The sequence below is a fragment of the Nonomuraea sp. NPDC004186 genome, from assembly GCF_053603495.1.
This window is the reverse complement of sequence record NZ_JBSGFQ010000012.1, coordinates 1-16,266: the sequence shown is the minus strand read 5'-3', so window position 1 is coordinate 16,266 and position 16,266 is coordinate 1. Positions and strand designations below refer to the sequence as shown.

Sequence of the window (16,266 nt, the reverse complement as noted above, 5' to 3'; positions counted from 1 at the left end):
AGCGGCTGGAGGTCGGCGACGGCTTTCTGAGTCTCCAGCCAAATCGCTGAATCCTATAAAAGGCTCACGCTCAACCTGTACGGGAGTTAGCGTGTAAGCGCGGATCATGTGCCTCTCTCGGCGGAGACGACTGGGGGTGCGCACGGCGTTTCTCAAACGATCGAGGAACGCCGTGCGAGCCAAGTACGGCTGAGTCGATAGGACGCCTGGAGGCTACATGTTGCCCGAAGAGGGAAAGCGGAACCGATGGTGGTGGGTTCCGGGATCTGCCGCGGCGGTTGCATCACTGCTCCGCCTGGCTTATGAGATCCTCCGCGACCACTCCCGCCTCTAGCAGGCGAAGAGACCGGGGAAGCGCGGAACCCCCGCCGTGCCCACCCCGGTCTGGCCTTGCTAATCGCGGACTGGGCGTCCGACTGCCGGATGATCTGGTTACCCATGATCAGAACCTCCCTTCAGCGACTTGGACGACGGTCAGCCCGAGCGATCGCCACATTGCCACCACCGAAGCACGGTCGTCGATCACTCCGAATACCTCCCGGTCGGCGAAGTGCTCCTTGTAGATCTCTCGTTTCACCACCGTGTCGGACCGATTGTCCCGATCGCCTCGCATCCACACACCTTCGGCCTCACCACCGACATGCCGGGCAAGCCACCTCTCGGTCTGCCGCCGGCACCGCTCCTTCCGGCCGGACACGTACGCGATGCGGTGGCCATCGTTGAGCAGGGCTTGCACGATCGCAACGACGGGCGGATTCGGCAGGTCCTCGCCTACCCGGTCCCAGTCGTACGGACCCCGGTCACCGCGCAAGGCGAGCGTGCCGTCAATATCGACGATCCACAGCTTCGCGTCGGTCAACGATCCACCTCAGGGTCGCCGGACAGCATGCGACCGGCCCGTTCGGCGCGGCCTGTCTTGCGCTCCAGCTCTTCCACCCGGGCGCGCAGCTGCACGTTCTCCTGGCGGAGGCCGGCGACGGCGCGGTCGGCGTTGATGGCGGCGTCGGCCAGGGCCACGAGGTCCATCACGACGACCTCGCAGTTCGGCCGGAGGACCTCGACGGCGTCGGCGAGGTAGCGTGCAGGCTCGCCACGCTCGGGGTCCGGGAGTGGGCCGTAGACGGGATTGCTGGGCATGATGGCCTTCCTGGTGGTGGCGGCGTGATCCACGTCAGTGAGCAGGCGGCGCAGGTCGGTGGCGGCGTGCTTCAGGAACTCGACGATCGCCTCCTCGCGGGCGTAGCTGGCCTCGGCGCGCTCGATGGCCGCTGGCCTCTCCGCGCTGGGCCGAAGCCGGGCTACGTCGCGTTCTTCGGCTAGGTTCGTCCGAAAGACCATGACCTGTCCGATGGCGGTCCAGTCCCGTAGAACTCCTCTTGCCGGGCGTTGCGCGCGTCGGCCCAGTCGATGCGCTCGACGGCGGCCAGGCGCTGCCGGATGTCGTCATGGTTCGTGGTCACGTCGCCTCTTCTTGGCCGATCACTTCGGCGATGTTGTCTGCCAGCTCGGCGTAGATCATGAAATCGGGAACGTCCTTCGCATCGGCCCCATGGACCGCCAGACGGCGCTGCGCCTCGGCCTGGACCTTCTCCGTGTAGAAGTGCTGCATCGACTCGGAGAACTCGGTCATCTTGAGCAGGGACGCATAGTGTCCAGGGACAGCCGCGAGATGCGCATGGAGGCGAGCTTTCGCGATCGCGGTGTGAGGGCGAGCTTCCGCTGAGGCGACCGGGCCAGTCCCTACGAAGACGCCTCGGTTGCTGATCCTGAGGGCTGCAAGTTCCGCATAGAGGTCTGTGACGCGCTGGAGTTGCTCAACGAGGAACTCTCGTCGTTCCCTGGCCCTGAGCTCCCGGAATTGCTCTTGCTGGTCCTGGGCAGCCTTTCGAGCGGTGACCCACAGACCGAGTAGGGCGACGATTACAGCGGCCAGGGTTCCCCACCCCTGTAGGTGATCAGTGATGGTCACTGTGTCTGCCTTCCGCTGAGCTCTTCATCGGCGAGACTGGCCAGGGCCGCGGCGGCCGCCGACACCTCTCGCAGCTGCTCGGGGCTCATCGCGGCGAGCCCGGCGCGGGCCTGGCTGACCTCACCCCGGTACATCCACCCCATCGCGCCTTGGGCGGCGAAGGTGCGGCCTACCTGCCCGAGCGTTTCGCCGAGCTGGCGCATGGAGCGCTCGAAGTTCTCCTGCCACTCCGGGCTGCCGAACGGCGGCGTGGTCACGGCTTGGTCTCCACTCTCTTGATGCCGCCCCGCACGTTGACCCGGACCTTGATGACGGTGTCACCGGGGACATCGCTGTTGCGGGCCTCCTCAACGAACAAGGCGAGATCGTCAAGCATGAGGCCCTGCTTGGGGTCGGCAGCGTCGAACTGGACGCTGCGGGTGATCATGATGCCTCCAGGGGTAGTTCGCTGGGCGTCTTGAGAGCGGCGGTCTCCACGAGAGAAGGCATAGGCGGGAGGACGGATGCCAGCCACCCGCCCGGTTGTGCGGTGAAGTGCGGCGCAGCTTCCGACGTCCAGTGGGAGCGCATCGCAGTGGACGTCATCACGTCGCCCGTGTGTCGATTAGTCCAGGTGACGTCCTGCTCCTCAGCGAGGCGGACGCACACCCGGCCGCGCTTGGCGCCGTCGGGGTAGGCGTTCCAGTTGATGCCGTGTTGGGACCACAGCATCTCCTGCATCTGGTTTGTGCTCACGCCATGGAGTTGCTGGTGGGAGAACTTGGACTGCGCCGCCATAGTGATGCTGTTACGTACGCAGTCTCTCTGTCGCCACAGGAAGTAGTTCGCCACCTCAACCACGTCGGGGATGGTGAAGGCGCGGGCATCGAAAGTGGCGTACGCGTCGTCGTAGTCCACGCTGTAGCGGCGGTTGAACGCTACCGAAGCCGTAGACGCTGCGATCGACACGACCTTCTGAACGACGCCACCAAACCATGGCTGCGTGCCGTGCGACTCGAAATCCGTGAGCAGTACGGAGCACTCGTCCGACTGCGTGTACGCGAACACGGCGCCGGACATCTCCTCGCACAGCGCGTTTGCCACGGCGTCCATCGACGCCATCACGTCGTCATCGAATGGCCTGTCGGCGTGCCGCAAAAAGCTGTGGAACGCCCGGCCGTCCACGCGCACCACGGCGTACGTACGGCGCGGCAGCAGCGTTCGTGTGACCGCCTCGTAGCTCTTCATCCGATCGCCCAGAGCTGTCTTGTCGCTCACGATGCCTCCTGGCCGTAGTAGTAGGTGGTCCGGCCGTCGCTCCAGCTCAGCATGGCGGAGCCGTCGAGGCGATTCTTGTCGATGCGGCCGCGGGGCCGCTCGCCGTTTTCGTCTTCACAGCGCGAGTTGGAGCACGCCACGCGGCCGGACTCCTGAGCAAGCCGGATCGAGTAGGTCTTGCAGTACGGGCAGGCGGGCGGCAGCTGGCCCTTGGGGACGTGAATCGGGATCCGCTTCTCGCTCTCGTCGATGTCGCGGATCTGCCGGACCTGCTCGACCCATCGATACAGGTGCCGGCACACGTCCCGGGTAAGGTCATCGCCTACGCCATGCATGAGGCGGACGATGGAATCGAACGCGTCGACCGCGTTCTGGTCGCTGCCGCCACGCTCTTCCGTCAGGGCACCCACCGCCTGGTACTTGAGGGTCAGCTCCCACTCCCGGGCGCCGGCGTGGATAGTCATGAGCGCTGGGCCGGCCTCCGCGTGCCAAGTGCTGGCGACCCGGTGACCTTGTGATGCTGCATGCTGCCTTTGGTGGCGTCGGCGACGGGTTCGGGCAGCAACTCCTGGAGGCGGGGCAGCAGGGCCTCGGTCTCGGTGACGAGCGTGGGGATTTTCTCGGCTGGAGTTCACAGGGCGAACGCGACGCCTCTCTCCCGCAGTCATTGTCCGCCGACGTTGCCATCAAACGACACGACGCCCTCCCAAAAAATTCGGAAGGGCGTCGTGTCAATTATTACGAGATTTTCGCCAGCCATTCCCGGTCACCGGACCGGGAATGCAACCGCGTGAATTCCTGCTCGAGACAATCACTTAGACTGGACGATTCAGCGCGGATGAATCCTTCGCCCCCCGAGCCCCGAACCCGACATACTCCCGAATCCCACCACGAGCACGCAACCACGCCGTGTTACCTCAGACGTTCAACCGCTGTACGCCAGCCAAATAGCCTTGCTCCGCTGGCACAGCAGCCCGACTACGTAGCTCAGGATCGAACGCAGTAAATCGACAGCCGTTTGGCAGAATAGCATGTAGAGCCCCTGGTTGTGACGGCAATGGTTGGATGATCAACCCGCCTACCAGGAGCTCTACTACGTCGCCAGGCGAACGACCCACTCGCGATCAGACTTTAATCAGCGCAACTCTGGCGCGGGAATGAAGGGCCAATTTAATGAGCCGCCCTCCTATGAAGCGTGACTTTCCGCATTGTGCCTGCTGCATTCCTGAACCAGACTGTCAAGGTCGAGCCTTGAGGAAACATCGCAGAAACTGCCGCTGCACAGGAGTATTTTCTTGTGCATGGACCACCCGAATGGTTGACCTGACGTTCAGTGATTTATTCCCTTCTGCCTCATGGCCATGCGAGTTTCGTCTCTACATGACTGACTGATCCATGCAGGCCATTCGGCGGATTCCCGATTGCGGGAGACTCCAGGAGTTTTTATTGATTTCATCCGAGAAGGAGGAATAGCCGCTGGGGACCGCCGCAGCAATGCGGCGGTCCTACCCGACCCGGAGGTGAGGTTCCTCCGGGCGACCCGACCTTCACATCACCGGCCGACGCCGGCATCGCGAGCATGTTGTGACCAGGACACCCCCCGGGGAGCCTGAAACGGTTTGTTGTAGAGCAAGTCGTCAGCTTTCCCCAGCAAGATAGCTTCTGGCTGCTGCCCAGACGTTCTCGAATTCATCACGGCTTATCTCGGTGACTTGCTCTGCGTCCTGCCAGCCTTCGAGACTGCCATCAGCCAGGACGCCGTATCGGCCTTCGTAGTTCTGAAGAGCGACAAGGTCATGATGATCACGCAGCCGGAGGACTTCGTCGAGTGCAGCTGCGGTTATGGGTTCCCGATCGGGCCCATACAGGTCGACCTGCCGGGCAGCCCATTCATCATCGGTAAGCTCGTAGTAGGACCAGATGTCGTTTTCGGCGGAGTAGCCACGGATCCAACGTGTCATGCCATCATAGTCTCAGGTCCGACGGAGTTTTGCTCGATGCGTTGTCGTAGCGTCGATGACTCAGGCGATAGTTTTCCCGCCCGAGAGTTTCCACGTAGAGGAGGCTCCCGCCTGATTGGCTGCTCGGCGGGCGGGACAGCAGGGATATGTCGCCCGGGGTCGCTCGGATGGGCGACGGTTCCGCCGCCCGCAGGGTAGGCAGTCACCCCTTCCAACGTTCGTGAGGGCAGCGTGCCGGTACTGGCCACATGGGTACTGGCAGGGCGCATCGGCGCTGCCAGCAGACGAGGGGACTCCGTGGTTCCACGACCAACTGACGCTTGACTCCGTATCGACTTCGGGGCATGGTCGCGATGCCCGGCGTCAACGAAGGCCGGCTGTGCCTGCCGCCGATGCCGCGAGGCCAAGATTGACGGCGATAATGACATGCTTTCAGCGGGCTTTTCTCCAGGGCGGGTGAAGCTAGCGAGCGCCGCGAGCGGAGCAGCATCAGCCATTGAAACCTTCCTGCATTGGTATTGTGGAAACTGCAGCCGATACGGCGAGGAGGCTCCCACATTGGAAACCTCCTCGCGCTACGCCACAACACCGTCGCCGCCCGGTAGCCTCGGCGACAAAACCGCACGGCCACCATGCGCGATCGCTGATACTTCTTGTCTCAGCGGCCCAGTGCTGCTTCTATCATCCATCAGCGCCAGTGACCGGTTGATGTCGACGCCCCCTAGCCGGAGCGGCGCTGGGCTCTCCATAGTGTCGGGACTAGGCATCTCTCAGTTCAATTGATCTAGTACCCCCTACCGTCCTCCCATTAATAGCGCCATATCGGATGTTTCGTGCCGCTTTGTGAACCTCGACTAGTTTCTGCCCCAGCCCGCTAGTCGGTCGCGAATGTCGAGCGGTTGCGAGTTTGGTACGACGTACACGTTCTTTCTACCCCTGACTACCTGCAGGTTAGTTACGTCGATCATCACATAGTGGGTAAACCTCTTCCCCTGGAATTGGTTTCTTATGAAAGCCCATGACAGCTGCCCTCGCCTTTTCGTACCAGGCTCGATGTCCGTAAAGTACTGACCGTCACCGTATCGGGCATCCTTTGGATTGACGGCCTTTAGAGAGGGCAGGAGAAGGCCACTTTTTATGATTGCCTTCATGCCCTCTTCTGTCGTGTAGTGATATAGATACTGTCGGTCGTCGTCATCATCGATGATGTCGTCGAGCAGACCCTTGATATTCTTCTGGAGTGTTGGCGGCTTCACCTTGCCGCCGTATTCGTCGGACAGCCCGGAGTTCGCCGCCGCATCAAAGCCGCGATTTATGGCACCGTAGGTGGTCAGATTCCAGGTTGCTGCTGGGCAACGGCTCCCCATCTGCGTGCAGATTCCCTGGGCGTAATACCAGCCCGCCCTTTCGAGCGTGGCGCTATCATGAGCTTCCCGGCTCCCACTTGTACGAACGTTGGGAATATTGTCTTCCTGGCCTTCGCGCCATCTCTTTCGGAACTCATCCCGCGCCTTCTCGTCGGGGAGGCTGTTAATGATCCGAGTGTCCGGTGCTGTGCCGCCCCAACTGCCACCGCCCGTGTCGACATTATGGCCATCGATTTCGATCCCGCCGATGGGGTTGCCGCCGGCGAAGGCGTAGCGGTTGGCGGTCCAGGGGTCGAGGGAGAGGGACAGGTCGTCCAGGGCGCCGTTGTAAGCATCGAGGTTGAGGAATCGGTTGATGCCGGGGTTGTAGTCGCGGAACCCCATGTCGTACATGCCGGTGGAGTTGTCCCAGCGCTTGGCATTGAAGCGGTAGGGGTTGTACTCCTCCTTGGCCGTCGGATCAACCGGGTCCGGCTTGTCGACGCCGGTGAAGAGCTTGTCGTCGTTCTTGCCATAGGCGGTGTAGCCGTAGGTGGCCCGGGTGTCACCCGACTCCGAGGTGATCTGCTCGACGTCGGTGTGCGGGTTGTACCCGTAGTAGGACGACTCATCGCTGTTGTCGGCCTTGACCTTGACCTGGGACAGCCGCTCGCCCCACGGCGAATATTGGAAGGACCTGACCAGTTTGCCGGCCACTTCTTCGTCCAGGACCTCGCCGGATAGGCCGAGGTAGGAGTAGGCGGTGGTTTTGGCTGAGGCGGTGCCTTCTTTTTCGGTCTTGGTGGTGGTGCGGTCGAGCGGGTCGTAGGTGTAGGTGGTGACCGTGTTGGTGGTGCCGTCGGCGCCGAGCTTCTCGTGCTTGGTGACGTGGTCGAAGCCGTCGTATGTGTACTTCTCCCAGGTCTTGCCGCCGCCCTGGATGGTGCGCAACCGGCCGTAGGGGTCGTACGTGTAGGTGGAGGTTTGGCCGCCGGTGACGGAGGTCATCAGGCGGTTGCGGTCGTAGGTGAAGGTGGTCTTCTTGCCGAGGACCTCTTCTTCCCAGACGTTGCTGTTGGCGTCGTGGGAGTAGGTCTCGGTCTCCGCCGTCCCGCCGCCGACCGGGGTCTTCACCGTCTTGGTGATGCGGTCGCGGGGGTCGTAGGTGTAGGCGTAGTCGTGTTCCAGGTAGGCGCCGGGGTTGTCGGCGTTCTGGATCTTGGCGTGGTCGCTGGCGCGTTGCAGGTTGCCTTGGTAGCCGATGGTGTGCTCGGCTACGACGGTGGCGTTGGGCTTCTTCTCCAGGCTGTGGCGTAGGACGCCGGACAGGAAGTAGTCGTAGGTGACGGTGTTGCCGTTGGCTTTGGTCTCGGTCTCGCGTTCGCCGCGGCTGGTGTAGGTGTAGCGGGTGGTCTTCGGCGCCGGGTCGGTGGCCGACTTCTTGTTGACCACCTGCTCGACCAGGTCACGGACGTCGTAGCCGTAGGTGGCGACCGTCTTGTCGTGGGTGCGCTCGGTGACGGCGCTGTTTTCGTTGTAGCGGTAGCCGGTGGTGTTCTTCAGCGTGCCGTTGAGCGACTCCTTGATGGCGTCGATCTGGTTGAGGTTGGTGTAGGAGATGTCCCACAGGTCGATCTTCGCGGTCGGGGACTTGTCCTCGATCTGGGTGAGGTTGGCGTTGGCGTCGTAGGTGTAGGTGAAGTCCTTCTTCTCGCTGTCGGTCTCGCCGCTGTTGTCGCGCACCAGCTTGACCGCGTCGGCCGCCACGGTGCCGTTGGCGTCGTCGGTGAGGGTGACGCTGTGGGCGGTGCCAGCGGTGAAGGCGAAGGAGCCGAGCTCGACCCAGGTGCCGGGGTTCTTGGTCTGGTCGAGCGTGACGCTCGCTTCACCGCCCTGATGCTTGACCTTGTATTTGGCGTTGGTGGCCGTGGCACCGGACGGGTAGCGGACCTGCACCTTGTAGGTGCCTTCCGACGGGGTGGTCAGGTTCCAGGCGAATGACGATTGGCCGGTGCCCGCGGGGGCGGTGGCGTAGTCGTAGCCGACGAACCCGGTGGCCGGCTCGGCCTGGGGGCCGACGATGTTGGACGCCGAGCTGCCGGTGAGGGTCCAGGTGCCGGTGGTAGCGGTCTGGCCGGTGTCGGAGTTGTCGGACAGGACGACGTCGAGGCCGAGGGGGATTCCGTCGTCGGAGTGGGTCTTGAGTTTGCCGTCGGGGTAGTACGACCAGTCCAAAGCCCGCTGGCTGGAGCCGCCCGCGCTGGTGACGGTGCGGTTGGTCTGCAGGCCGAGTTCGTTGTAGTCGTAGGTGGTCTTGATGTCCCAGGGGTCGGTGGCGGTCTTGGACCAGCCGTTGTCCCAGTAGGTCATCGTGGAGACGTTGCGGATGCTCTGCCCGTGCGAGGGCGGGTGAGAGATCTCCTTCAGCCGGGAGACCGCGTCGTAGGTGTACAGGACGCTGTCGGGCTTGTTGTAGACCGGGTCGGACCGGTCGTAGGGGTAGATCTCCTCGATCGGACGGTTGAGCTTGTCGTATTTGGTTTCGGCGACAAAGTCGACCAGGTCGCCGCCGCGTTCCACCCCGCGCGGGGTGATGGTCTTGGTCTTGTTGCCGACCTGGTCATAGGCGAACTGGGTGGTGACGTACTTGATGAGACCGTCGGTCTCGGAATGCGGGACCTTGGTTTCGACCACGTCGCCGCGCTCGTTGTAGGCGGTGATCGCCTTGTTGTCGTCCTGGTCGGTCTGGCCTACGACCCGGCCATCAAGGTCGTACTCGGTGGACGTCTCGTATCCGGCCGCGTCCTTGACGGCGGTGACGCGGTGGTTGCGGTCGTAGGTGTAGAACGCCGCGTAGTCGCCGGTGTCGGCGGTGGCGTTCTTGCGCGGGTCGACGACCTTGATGACGTTGCCGACGTCGTCGTACTCGTAGGTGATCTTGTTCTGTCGAGCGTTGGCGACGTCGGTGGCAGTGACGCCGATCAGCTGGTAGATGTCGTCGTACGTGTACGTGGTGGTGAACTGGGCCGGCTCCGCGCCGGGCAGGTTGCCCTTGGGTTCGGTCTGGTTCTCCAGATTGCCGGCCACGTCCCACGTGAAGGTGGCCTTGCGTACCGGTCCGTTGTCGCTGTCCTTGGGCAGGAACGACTCGGTCAGCTGGTCGGCCTTGTCGTAGACGGCGGTGGACACGGCGCCGTTGGGAGCTATCGCCTTGGTGACGTTGTCGTTGGCGTCGTATTCCGGGGCCGGGGTGACGATGAACACCGGCGGGGAGGCGTCCTGGTCCTTGGGGACCTTGGACTCGAGCGGGCGTTTGAAGATGTCGTAGGTCTGGCTGGTGGTCTTGCCGAGTGCATCGGTGACCGACCGCACGTTGCCGCGCACGTCGTAGTCGGTGACGGTGCTGTGCTCGTACGCGTCGGTGATCTTCTGGGGGTAGCCGGTCGGGTGGTAGTCGGTGAAGGTGGTGGTGCTGCCCTTCGCGTCGACTGACGTGGCCAGTTGGCCGACAGGGTCGTAGGTGTAGGTGGTGGTGTAGTCGTCAGGATCGGCCGTTAAGACGCCGAGCGGGTCGGTGACCTTGAGCAGGTTGCCGTTGCCGTCGTAGCCGAACTCCCACGTGTAGTGCTTCGCGCCGTCGCCGGCCCGCAGGGTGTTGCCGTTCGGGCTGGTCTTGAAGCGCAGGTCGGCGACGAAGCCCTTGAAGTTTTCCGGGCCCTCGTAGGTCAGGGTGGTGGGGGCGGTGCGGTTCTTGTTGGCCTCCGCGTCGGTGATCTTCAGCGGGTAGCCGGTCTTCGGGTCGTACTCCCACGTCGTGACGGCATATTCCGTCTTGCCGTCGTCCTTGCCCTTCTCGATCAGCGTGGTGACGTTGTGATCGTCGTCCCACTCCAGATCAGTGATCTCGTTGTTGGCGTTGGTGATCAGATCCGGGCGGCCGTACTTGTCCAGCACGTACTTGGTGGCGTGCTGGAGAGGATCAGTCACGGTCGCGTGGATGACGCCGCCTTGCGGGCCGTCCGGGTCGACGTAATCGAACTTGGTGACCCCGTCGAGCCGGTCAGTCAGCGTCTCGACCTTCCACAAGTCCTTGGGGTCGACCGGCGCCTCGTAGTACTTCAGCTTGGTGCTGTTGCCGCGCGGGTCTTTGACGTTGACGAGCTTGACATTCTTGGTGCCCTGAGTGGCGTCGTATTGGAAGGCGAACGTCTTGGCCTCGTCGTCACCGGCGCCGTCGATCATCCGGGCGAGCAGGCCCTTGTCGGTGTAGGCGAAGGTCACCTTCCGGCCGGCGATGTCGGTGATCGACTCGACGTTGTCGATGATGTGCGGGTTGGTCAGCTTGGTGTCGTCGACTGGCTGCCAGTTCTCGTCGTCGATGTAGGTGTAGTCCTGGCCCTTGGCGTAGTAGTCGAAGGTCAGGGTGCGACGCCCGGCCGCGTCGGTGATGTACTGCAGGAACTTGGTCGGCTTGTTGTTGGAGTGGCGGCGTTCGTAGGTGAACGACATGGTGTTGCCGTTCTTGTCCACGATGGCGGACTGGGAGCCCTCGCTGTCGAAAAAGAACTGGGTGCGGTCGGGCTTGGTGAACACCCATTGCCGGTCCGGGTCTGCGGATGGTTCGGTGGAGTTGTCGGGCTTGGCCACCCGTTGCAGGTACAGGTGCACGCCGCGGGGATGGGTGTAGTCGCAGACGCTGGGGTTGCATTTGGTGTTGCCGTGCGTGTCGAGCGTCCACACGTGGGTGGTGCCGTCGCCGTCGGTCAGGCGGATCTGGTCGGGCCAGTCCTTGCCGGGCGGGTGAAACTGTAGCTGTGAGCCCAGCTTGGACAGCGTGCTCGTTTGCAAGCTCCAGCCGTAGCCGAGTGAGGCCGTGCTCGTGTCCAGGCTGTTGTAGGTCATGCGGGCGAAGGTCTGCGGCCCGCGGGAGGGGTTGGAGAAGGCGTTGTAGTTCCAGACGACGTTGCCGGCGTACGGGTTGACCAGCGCGGTGGTGCCGGCGCCGGTGTTCTTGCCGGTGTAGGCGTAGAACTTCTCCAGCCCGAGCAGGTCTGATGTCGGGCTGTCGACGCGGATCTGCTGCGGTAGCTGCGGGAGGTGGTGGGTGGCCGACTTCCAGTTGTTGGTGGTGGTGTCTTGCACGTCCCACACCAACTGCGCGCCCTCGGCCAGGTTGCCGACCGAGGCGGGTGCTTTGACCTGGGCGTCGACGCTGAGGGTGGCACCGGGCGGCATCTCGTACGGGATCGGTGTCTTCAGTTGGTCGGCGGGGGTGGAGATGTCGGTGCCGTTGGGCAGCATCCAGTGGTAGGACACCGCGGTGGTGTTGGCGGGCCAGGTCTCGGTGGTGGTGTTCTTCACCATCACCGGGATCTCGCGGGTCTCATCCACGTCCAGCCGCTCGGGGGTTCCGGGCGCGTAGAGGGAGGTGATGGCGCCGGTGTCGGCGTAGGTGACCTCCAGCTTGGGGCGCAGCAGTGGCTCGGTGGTCTCGCTGGCCAGGAACTGCGCCGATTGCTTGGCCGCGCCGGTTTCGTTGCCGACCTTGACCAGCAGCCCGTGGTTGGAGCCGGGGGTGGAGGTCCAAGCTTTGGCCGCGTCGGTGACGTTCCAGCGCCGCCAGCCGGCGGTATCGGTCAGACCGGAGACGGTGGCCAATGTCGTTGCGGTGAAGTCGCCGCCGGGCGTGGTCCACGGGCTGTTCCAGGTCGCCGCTTCGTCGAAGGACTTGGTCAGCTGGTGGGCGGTGAAGGATGCGCCGGTGCCGGTCGCGGTGGCCTGCCACAGCGATAACTTGGCGTCGGCGATCTGCGCGTCAGTCGGGATCTGTGCGGCGTAGTCGTCGAACTTCGTGACGGCGCGGGTATTGGCGAGCGTGGTTGCGGTATTGGCGACCTGCAGCCGCTTCTGCTGTCCCACCACATCATGGCCGGTGGTGGGCTCACCCGAGGCCAGGGTGGTGTCGGCGGAAGCGTACAACGTCTTCGTGACGTAGCCGGGCTTGGGCAGGAAGACCCGCACCTTCTGCGAGGGCACCACCTGCCCGTTCTTCAGCACCGCCTCCACCCAGTAATCGGCGCGGTGGGAGTATTCCGGGGCGGCAGCGTCCTGCGGGGCGGCGCCGCTGCTGGTGTCGACATAGGAGGTGACATCCGGCGCCAGCGTGGCGATCAGGCTGCCCGCCATGGCGCCGGAGGTGTTGGAAGTGACCTGGCACGCCGACGGGCACTCATGGCGCACCCGGTACTCGACCAGATCATCGCTCGCGTCGCCCGGAGTCGGGTCGGCGTAGGCCGACCACGACAGGGACGCACCCACCGAGGTCGCCACCGTCGGCAGGTTGAGCGTCACCGACGGCTTGCCGAACGTCACCAGCAGGCGCGGGTGCGCGGTCGGGTCGACGGTCAGCGGATCGACCGCGGTGAAGTCGTCCATCGCCTGGTACGAGACGCCGCCCACCGGCGCGGTCCTGGCCTCGTTGACCGCCTTCAGCAGGATGCCGCCCATCGGCGCGCCGGCCGTGGCGTACCAGGCGTTGACCATGGCGGTCACGTCGAAGCTGTGCCAGCGCGATAGCTCGCCGACGTTGCGGGTCACCGTCGAGGCCGCCGTGGCGGCGAAGGTGGGCTGGTTGTTCCAGCTGGTGCCCTGCACGTTCCACGAATTGTTGGTGATCTCGTGTGCCGCCAACGTCACCGCCGCGCTCTCGCCCAGCGCCTGGTCGAAGTAGAGCTCCAGCTTGGCCTGGTCGATCCGGGTGCCGAACGGCAGCACATCCTCCTCGTCGGCGGGAGGGCCGAAGTACAACAGCGCCCGGTTCAGCCCGGCCGAACTCTTGCCCACCGGCAGCTTCCAGGAGTCGGCGAAGTTGCCGTTGGCCGAGGCGTCGGTGACGTAGGTGTCGTAGTGGTCGAATGTCCAGTCGTTGATCTTGATCGTGGGGTCGATCACCACCGGCCACTTGCGCTCGGGCGCGGCCAGCCAGGCGGCGTCCGGCTTCAGCGTGATCGTCGCCTCACCCCCCTGACCGGCGCTCAGTTCCTGGGTGATGGTGCCGGTGCGCTTGCCATACGGCGAGGCCGGATCGTTCTGGCTGTCGAACATGAACGGGCGCGGGATGGTGAACGCCGTTTTGTCGTCCTGGCCAGCGAAGGTGATCGAGCCATCGCTGTTCTGCCGTGCTTGCATACCACCGCCGGTCTTGACGGTGAACGCGAACACCGTGCCGGCCGCGGGCGGCTTGGACAGCGCGATGTGCTCCTTCACCCCCGAGGCGGTGACCGTGTAGACCAGGTCGGCGCCGTCCCACACGCCGGGGTAGGTGACGGTCGAGCCGTTCACCTGCGGAGAGATCTGACGAGCGTCGCCAGCCACGCCGAAGGTGACCTGCCGCTTGCCCACCGCGATCCGGGCCAGCTTGTCGCTCTTGTCGCCGAAGCGGGACTCGAACCCGGCCTTGTCGTTGCCGTGGACGAACCCGTCCCCCTCGGCCGAACCGACCGTGGTGTCGATCGGCTGCCAGGCGCCGGAGGAATCCTGGTAGTACACCGGCCTGGTGGAGAGCTCGGCCTGCGAGCGGCCGTCTTCCAGCTCGTAGACGGTGCCGTACCGCCACCGCTTGCCGGTCAACTCCTTGACCCGTTTGCCGGGCGCGGCCGCCTGCGCAGCGGCCGTCGAGGCGCCGCCGCGGCCGGGAAGGGTGATCTTCTGGTTACTCAGGCGGATCTCGCCCTTCGGTTCCTCGGCGAACCAGCCAGCCACCTGCGCGGCCACCCAACTCGACTGGGCGGCCACCCAGCTGGAGGCCAGGGCGAGTGGTCCGGGCTCTGCCGGGCCACTCTGCGCCGCGGCAGGCGGTGCCGAAGCGAGCGAAGCCACCAGCGCGAGGGCGGTGATGAGAACGACATGCCGGCGTAACCGTGCGTGACGTTTAGGCCCGGACCGTTGGGCCGATTGCGGTCGTGGGACGGGTAATTGCGACACAGGCACACTCCACAAGGCATGCGGCCCCGAGGGGTCGCGGATAAGGAGGATCTAAAGATCCCTTGAGGCAAAACATCCGCATCACGCCACAAAACGGCACATTCGGTCAAGAACCACAGAAAGTGATCCATCCGAAGAGTCGAACACACTGTTGAATGACCCACGAAGGCCCGTCGGGCTGCGAAGATCCGCCCCAAGATGGGGTTCCAGCCAACCCCCAAAAGGTGTAACGGAGAGTGAAAGGTCCAGGTCGCTGAAACCGCTCCGCGGAGTACCTGGGAGTCAACTCCCAGCGAACTCACAGCAACTGACTCAGTCCGTAAACCTTCCTCGAAAACGCCCTCGACGTGTGGAAACGCACGTCGAGCAGGTACGCGGCGACAAATCTTTGCCCGCCGCCCTTGACCACCGTCACCATCCATGTCTAGATCGATAAGGCTTGCCGCTGCCCACCCACGCCCCGGGAGAACACCCATGCCAGCGACCAGAACCCGTCCACGGTGACGACCCGGCCCCACCAAGCCACCACCGAACGGCGGCGCACCCGCGGACAGGCGATCAGGACCGCCACCGTCCTGGCCGGCCTCCTCCACCTCGTCGCGGCCGCTCTCCTGATCGGCATTCCCGCCAGCTCCCCCACCTTCGACGAAGTGCCGATCCCGGAGAGCAACACCACCAGCCCGCCCCCAGCCGCCCTTTCCGCCCGCCCCAACGCCACACCGACAAGAGCAACCTCGGCCCCACGCCGGATCATCGCCTCCGCCATTGCTCCGACGAGCCGCCCGCGCCCGACCCCCACTGCGCGCCGAAACCGCACCACTCCACCCGCTGCCGCCGCCCAGGCAACGCCCCCACGGCACCACCCCCATACTCCAGCCGCGCTGCCGGACGTCCCCAAGCCGTCGAAACCCGACAGCCGGCCCACAGCAACCGGCACGCAGCAGGCGTCGCTGAGCGCACCTCCCGAGACCAGCCCTTCGCACACCCCACCCGGCCAAGGCGGACAACCACCGGGACAAGAGAAGAAATCAGCACAACTACCTGTAGACGACCAGCCCTCCCAGGAACTGCACACCCCACCCGGGCAAACACGGAAAGCAACATCGCCGTAGTGCGGCCACAGCAACCCTGGACAAGCATCCGTGGCGAGGTGTCGCAGCCGATGCCTCTGATCGCCTTCACACGGCTTCCGGCCGAGCACTGGGTGCTGTGCCTGCCGAAAACTCCATCCATGCAGTTCAAGCGGCATGCGAGTACTCGTTGAGGACTCCACCGAGCTGGTCTCGTCGGCGTATGTTCAAGCCGGCGATTCGCTCTGGATCGGTGATCGGATCCGGGACGGTACGCAGCGGGGCCGCCTGGGCAAAGGCTTGATGGGCGCGGTGCCGGTTGTAGAACCGTTCGTACTCGCGCAGGGCGTGCCGCAGGTGGCGTTCGTTCCACAGCAGGCAGCGGTCGAGAAGCTCACGGCGACACGATTGCACCCACCGCCCCATGACCGCGTTCATCCGCGGCATCCGGATACCGGTGCGCACAGTCTGGACGCCGGCCCCGGCGAGGATCTCCTCCACCCGAGCGGGGAACTTCCCATCCCGGTCACGAATCAGCAGGCGGCGTACCCGCGTGCCCGAGCCGGCGTGATGAGGCGGCGGGCGCCATCCACGGCTGGAGTGCCGCCCCGCCGAGGTGGTCTACCGGGGCGCCCGGCCTATGAATAGTCGTCCTCGTCGTACTGCTCCAGATGCAGCAG

General features: G+C 64.4%; 13 protein-coding genes. All 13 read right to left on the bottom strand.

Annotated elements, in window-relative coordinates; genetic code table 11:
* Window positions 1-442 precede the first annotated feature (442 nt).
* The gene (locus ACWEPL_RS12395) at window positions 443-859 is read right to left on the bottom strand and encodes a phosphatase domain-containing protein (RefSeq protein ID WP_452436107.1); all 417 of its coding nucleotides are present in this window, start codon (window positions 857-859) and stop codon (window positions 443-445) included.
* Complete coding sequence (locus tag ACWEPL_RS12390) at window positions 856-1,338, bottom strand: hypothetical protein (protein ID WP_452436106.1); 483 nt, start codon at window positions 1,336-1,338, stop codon at window positions 856-858. The genes ACWEPL_RS12395 and ACWEPL_RS12390 overlap by 4 nt, the downstream gene beginning before the upstream one ends.
* On the bottom strand, window positions 1,317-1,460 hold the full coding sequence (locus ACWEPL_RS12385; protein WP_452436105.1) for a hypothetical protein: 144 nt from the start codon (window positions 1,458-1,460) through the stop codon (window positions 1,317-1,319). Before ACWEPL_RS12385 ends, ACWEPL_RS12390 begins: the two co-directional genes overlap by 22 nt.
* Window positions 1,457-1,969, bottom strand: coding sequence for a hypothetical protein (locus ACWEPL_RS12380; protein ID WP_452436104.1), 513 nt, complete (start codon window positions 1,967-1,969; stop codon window positions 1,457-1,459). The genes ACWEPL_RS12385 and ACWEPL_RS12380 overlap by 4 nt, the downstream gene beginning before the upstream one ends.
* Window positions 1,966-2,226, bottom strand: a complete 261-nt coding sequence (locus ACWEPL_RS12375) for a hypothetical protein (RefSeq protein WP_452436103.1) — start codon at window positions 2,224-2,226, stop codon at window positions 1,966-1,968. Before ACWEPL_RS12375 ends, ACWEPL_RS12380 begins: the two co-directional genes overlap by 4 nt.
* Complete coding sequence (locus tag ACWEPL_RS12370; protein WP_452436102.1) at window positions 2,223-2,396, bottom strand: hypothetical protein; 174 nt, start codon at window positions 2,394-2,396, stop codon at window positions 2,223-2,225. The genes ACWEPL_RS12375 and ACWEPL_RS12370 overlap by 4 nt, the downstream gene beginning before the upstream one ends.
* A complete protein-coding gene (locus ACWEPL_RS12365) occupies window positions 2,393-3,226 on the bottom strand; it encodes a tRNA(His) guanylyltransferase Thg1 family protein (protein WP_452436101.1) in 834 nt (277 codons plus the stop codon). Before ACWEPL_RS12365 ends, ACWEPL_RS12370 begins: the two co-directional genes overlap by 4 nt.
* Entirely contained in the window at window positions 3,223-3,690 is a 468-nt protein-coding gene (locus ACWEPL_RS12360; RefSeq protein WP_452436100.1) for a hypothetical protein, read from the bottom strand. The genes ACWEPL_RS12365 and ACWEPL_RS12360 overlap by 4 nt, the downstream gene beginning before the upstream one ends.
* A 706-nt stretch (window positions 3,691-4,396) precedes the next feature.
* Entirely contained in the window at window positions 4,397-4,564 is a 168-nt protein-coding gene (locus ACWEPL_RS12355) for a DddA-like double-stranded DNA deaminase toxin (RefSeq protein WP_452436206.1), read from the bottom strand.
* Between the two features lie 299 nt (window positions 4,565-4,863).
* The gene (locus ACWEPL_RS12350) at window positions 4,864-5,187 is read right to left on the bottom strand and encodes a hypothetical protein (RefSeq protein ID WP_452436099.1); all 324 of its coding nucleotides are present in this window, start codon (window positions 5,185-5,187) and stop codon (window positions 4,864-4,866) included.
* A gap of 854 nt (window positions 5,188-6,041) precedes the next feature.
* Window positions 6,042-14,294 carry a DNRLRE domain-containing protein gene (locus tag ACWEPL_RS12345; protein WP_452436098.1) on the bottom strand — a complete coding sequence of 2,751 codons (8,253 nt, stop codon included), beginning with the start codon at window positions 14,292-14,294 and terminating at the stop codon, window positions 6,042-6,044.
* A 646-nt stretch (window positions 14,295-14,940) separates the two neighbouring features.
* Entirely contained in the window at window positions 14,941-15,192 is a 252-nt protein-coding gene (locus tag ACWEPL_RS12340) for a hypothetical protein (protein WP_452436097.1), read from the bottom strand.
* A 562-nt stretch (window positions 15,193-15,754) separates the two neighbouring features.
* Entirely contained in the window at window positions 15,755-16,087 is a 333-nt protein-coding gene (locus tag ACWEPL_RS12335) for an integrase core domain-containing protein (RefSeq protein WP_452436096.1), read from the bottom strand.
* Between the last annotated feature and the right edge of the window lie 179 nt (window positions 16,088-16,266).

Bases quoted from the DNA above. Each gene is read 5' to 3' on its own strand.
- ACWEPL_RS12350 (WP_452436099.1), bottom strand. From the start codon at position 5,187: ATGACACGTTGGATCCGTGGCTACTCCGCCGAAAACGACATCTGGTCC.
- ACWEPL_RS12370 (WP_452436102.1), bottom strand. From the start codon at position 2,396: ATGATCACCCGCAGCGTCCAGTTCGACGCTGCCGACCCCAAGCAGGGC.
- ACWEPL_RS12360 (WP_452436100.1), bottom strand. From the start codon at position 3,690: ATGACTATCCACGCCGGCGCCCGGGAGTGGGAGCTGACCCTCAAGTAC.
- ACWEPL_RS12390 (WP_452436106.1), bottom strand. From the start codon at position 1,338: ATGGTCTTTCGGACGAACCTAGCCGAAGAACGCGACGTAGCCCGGCTT.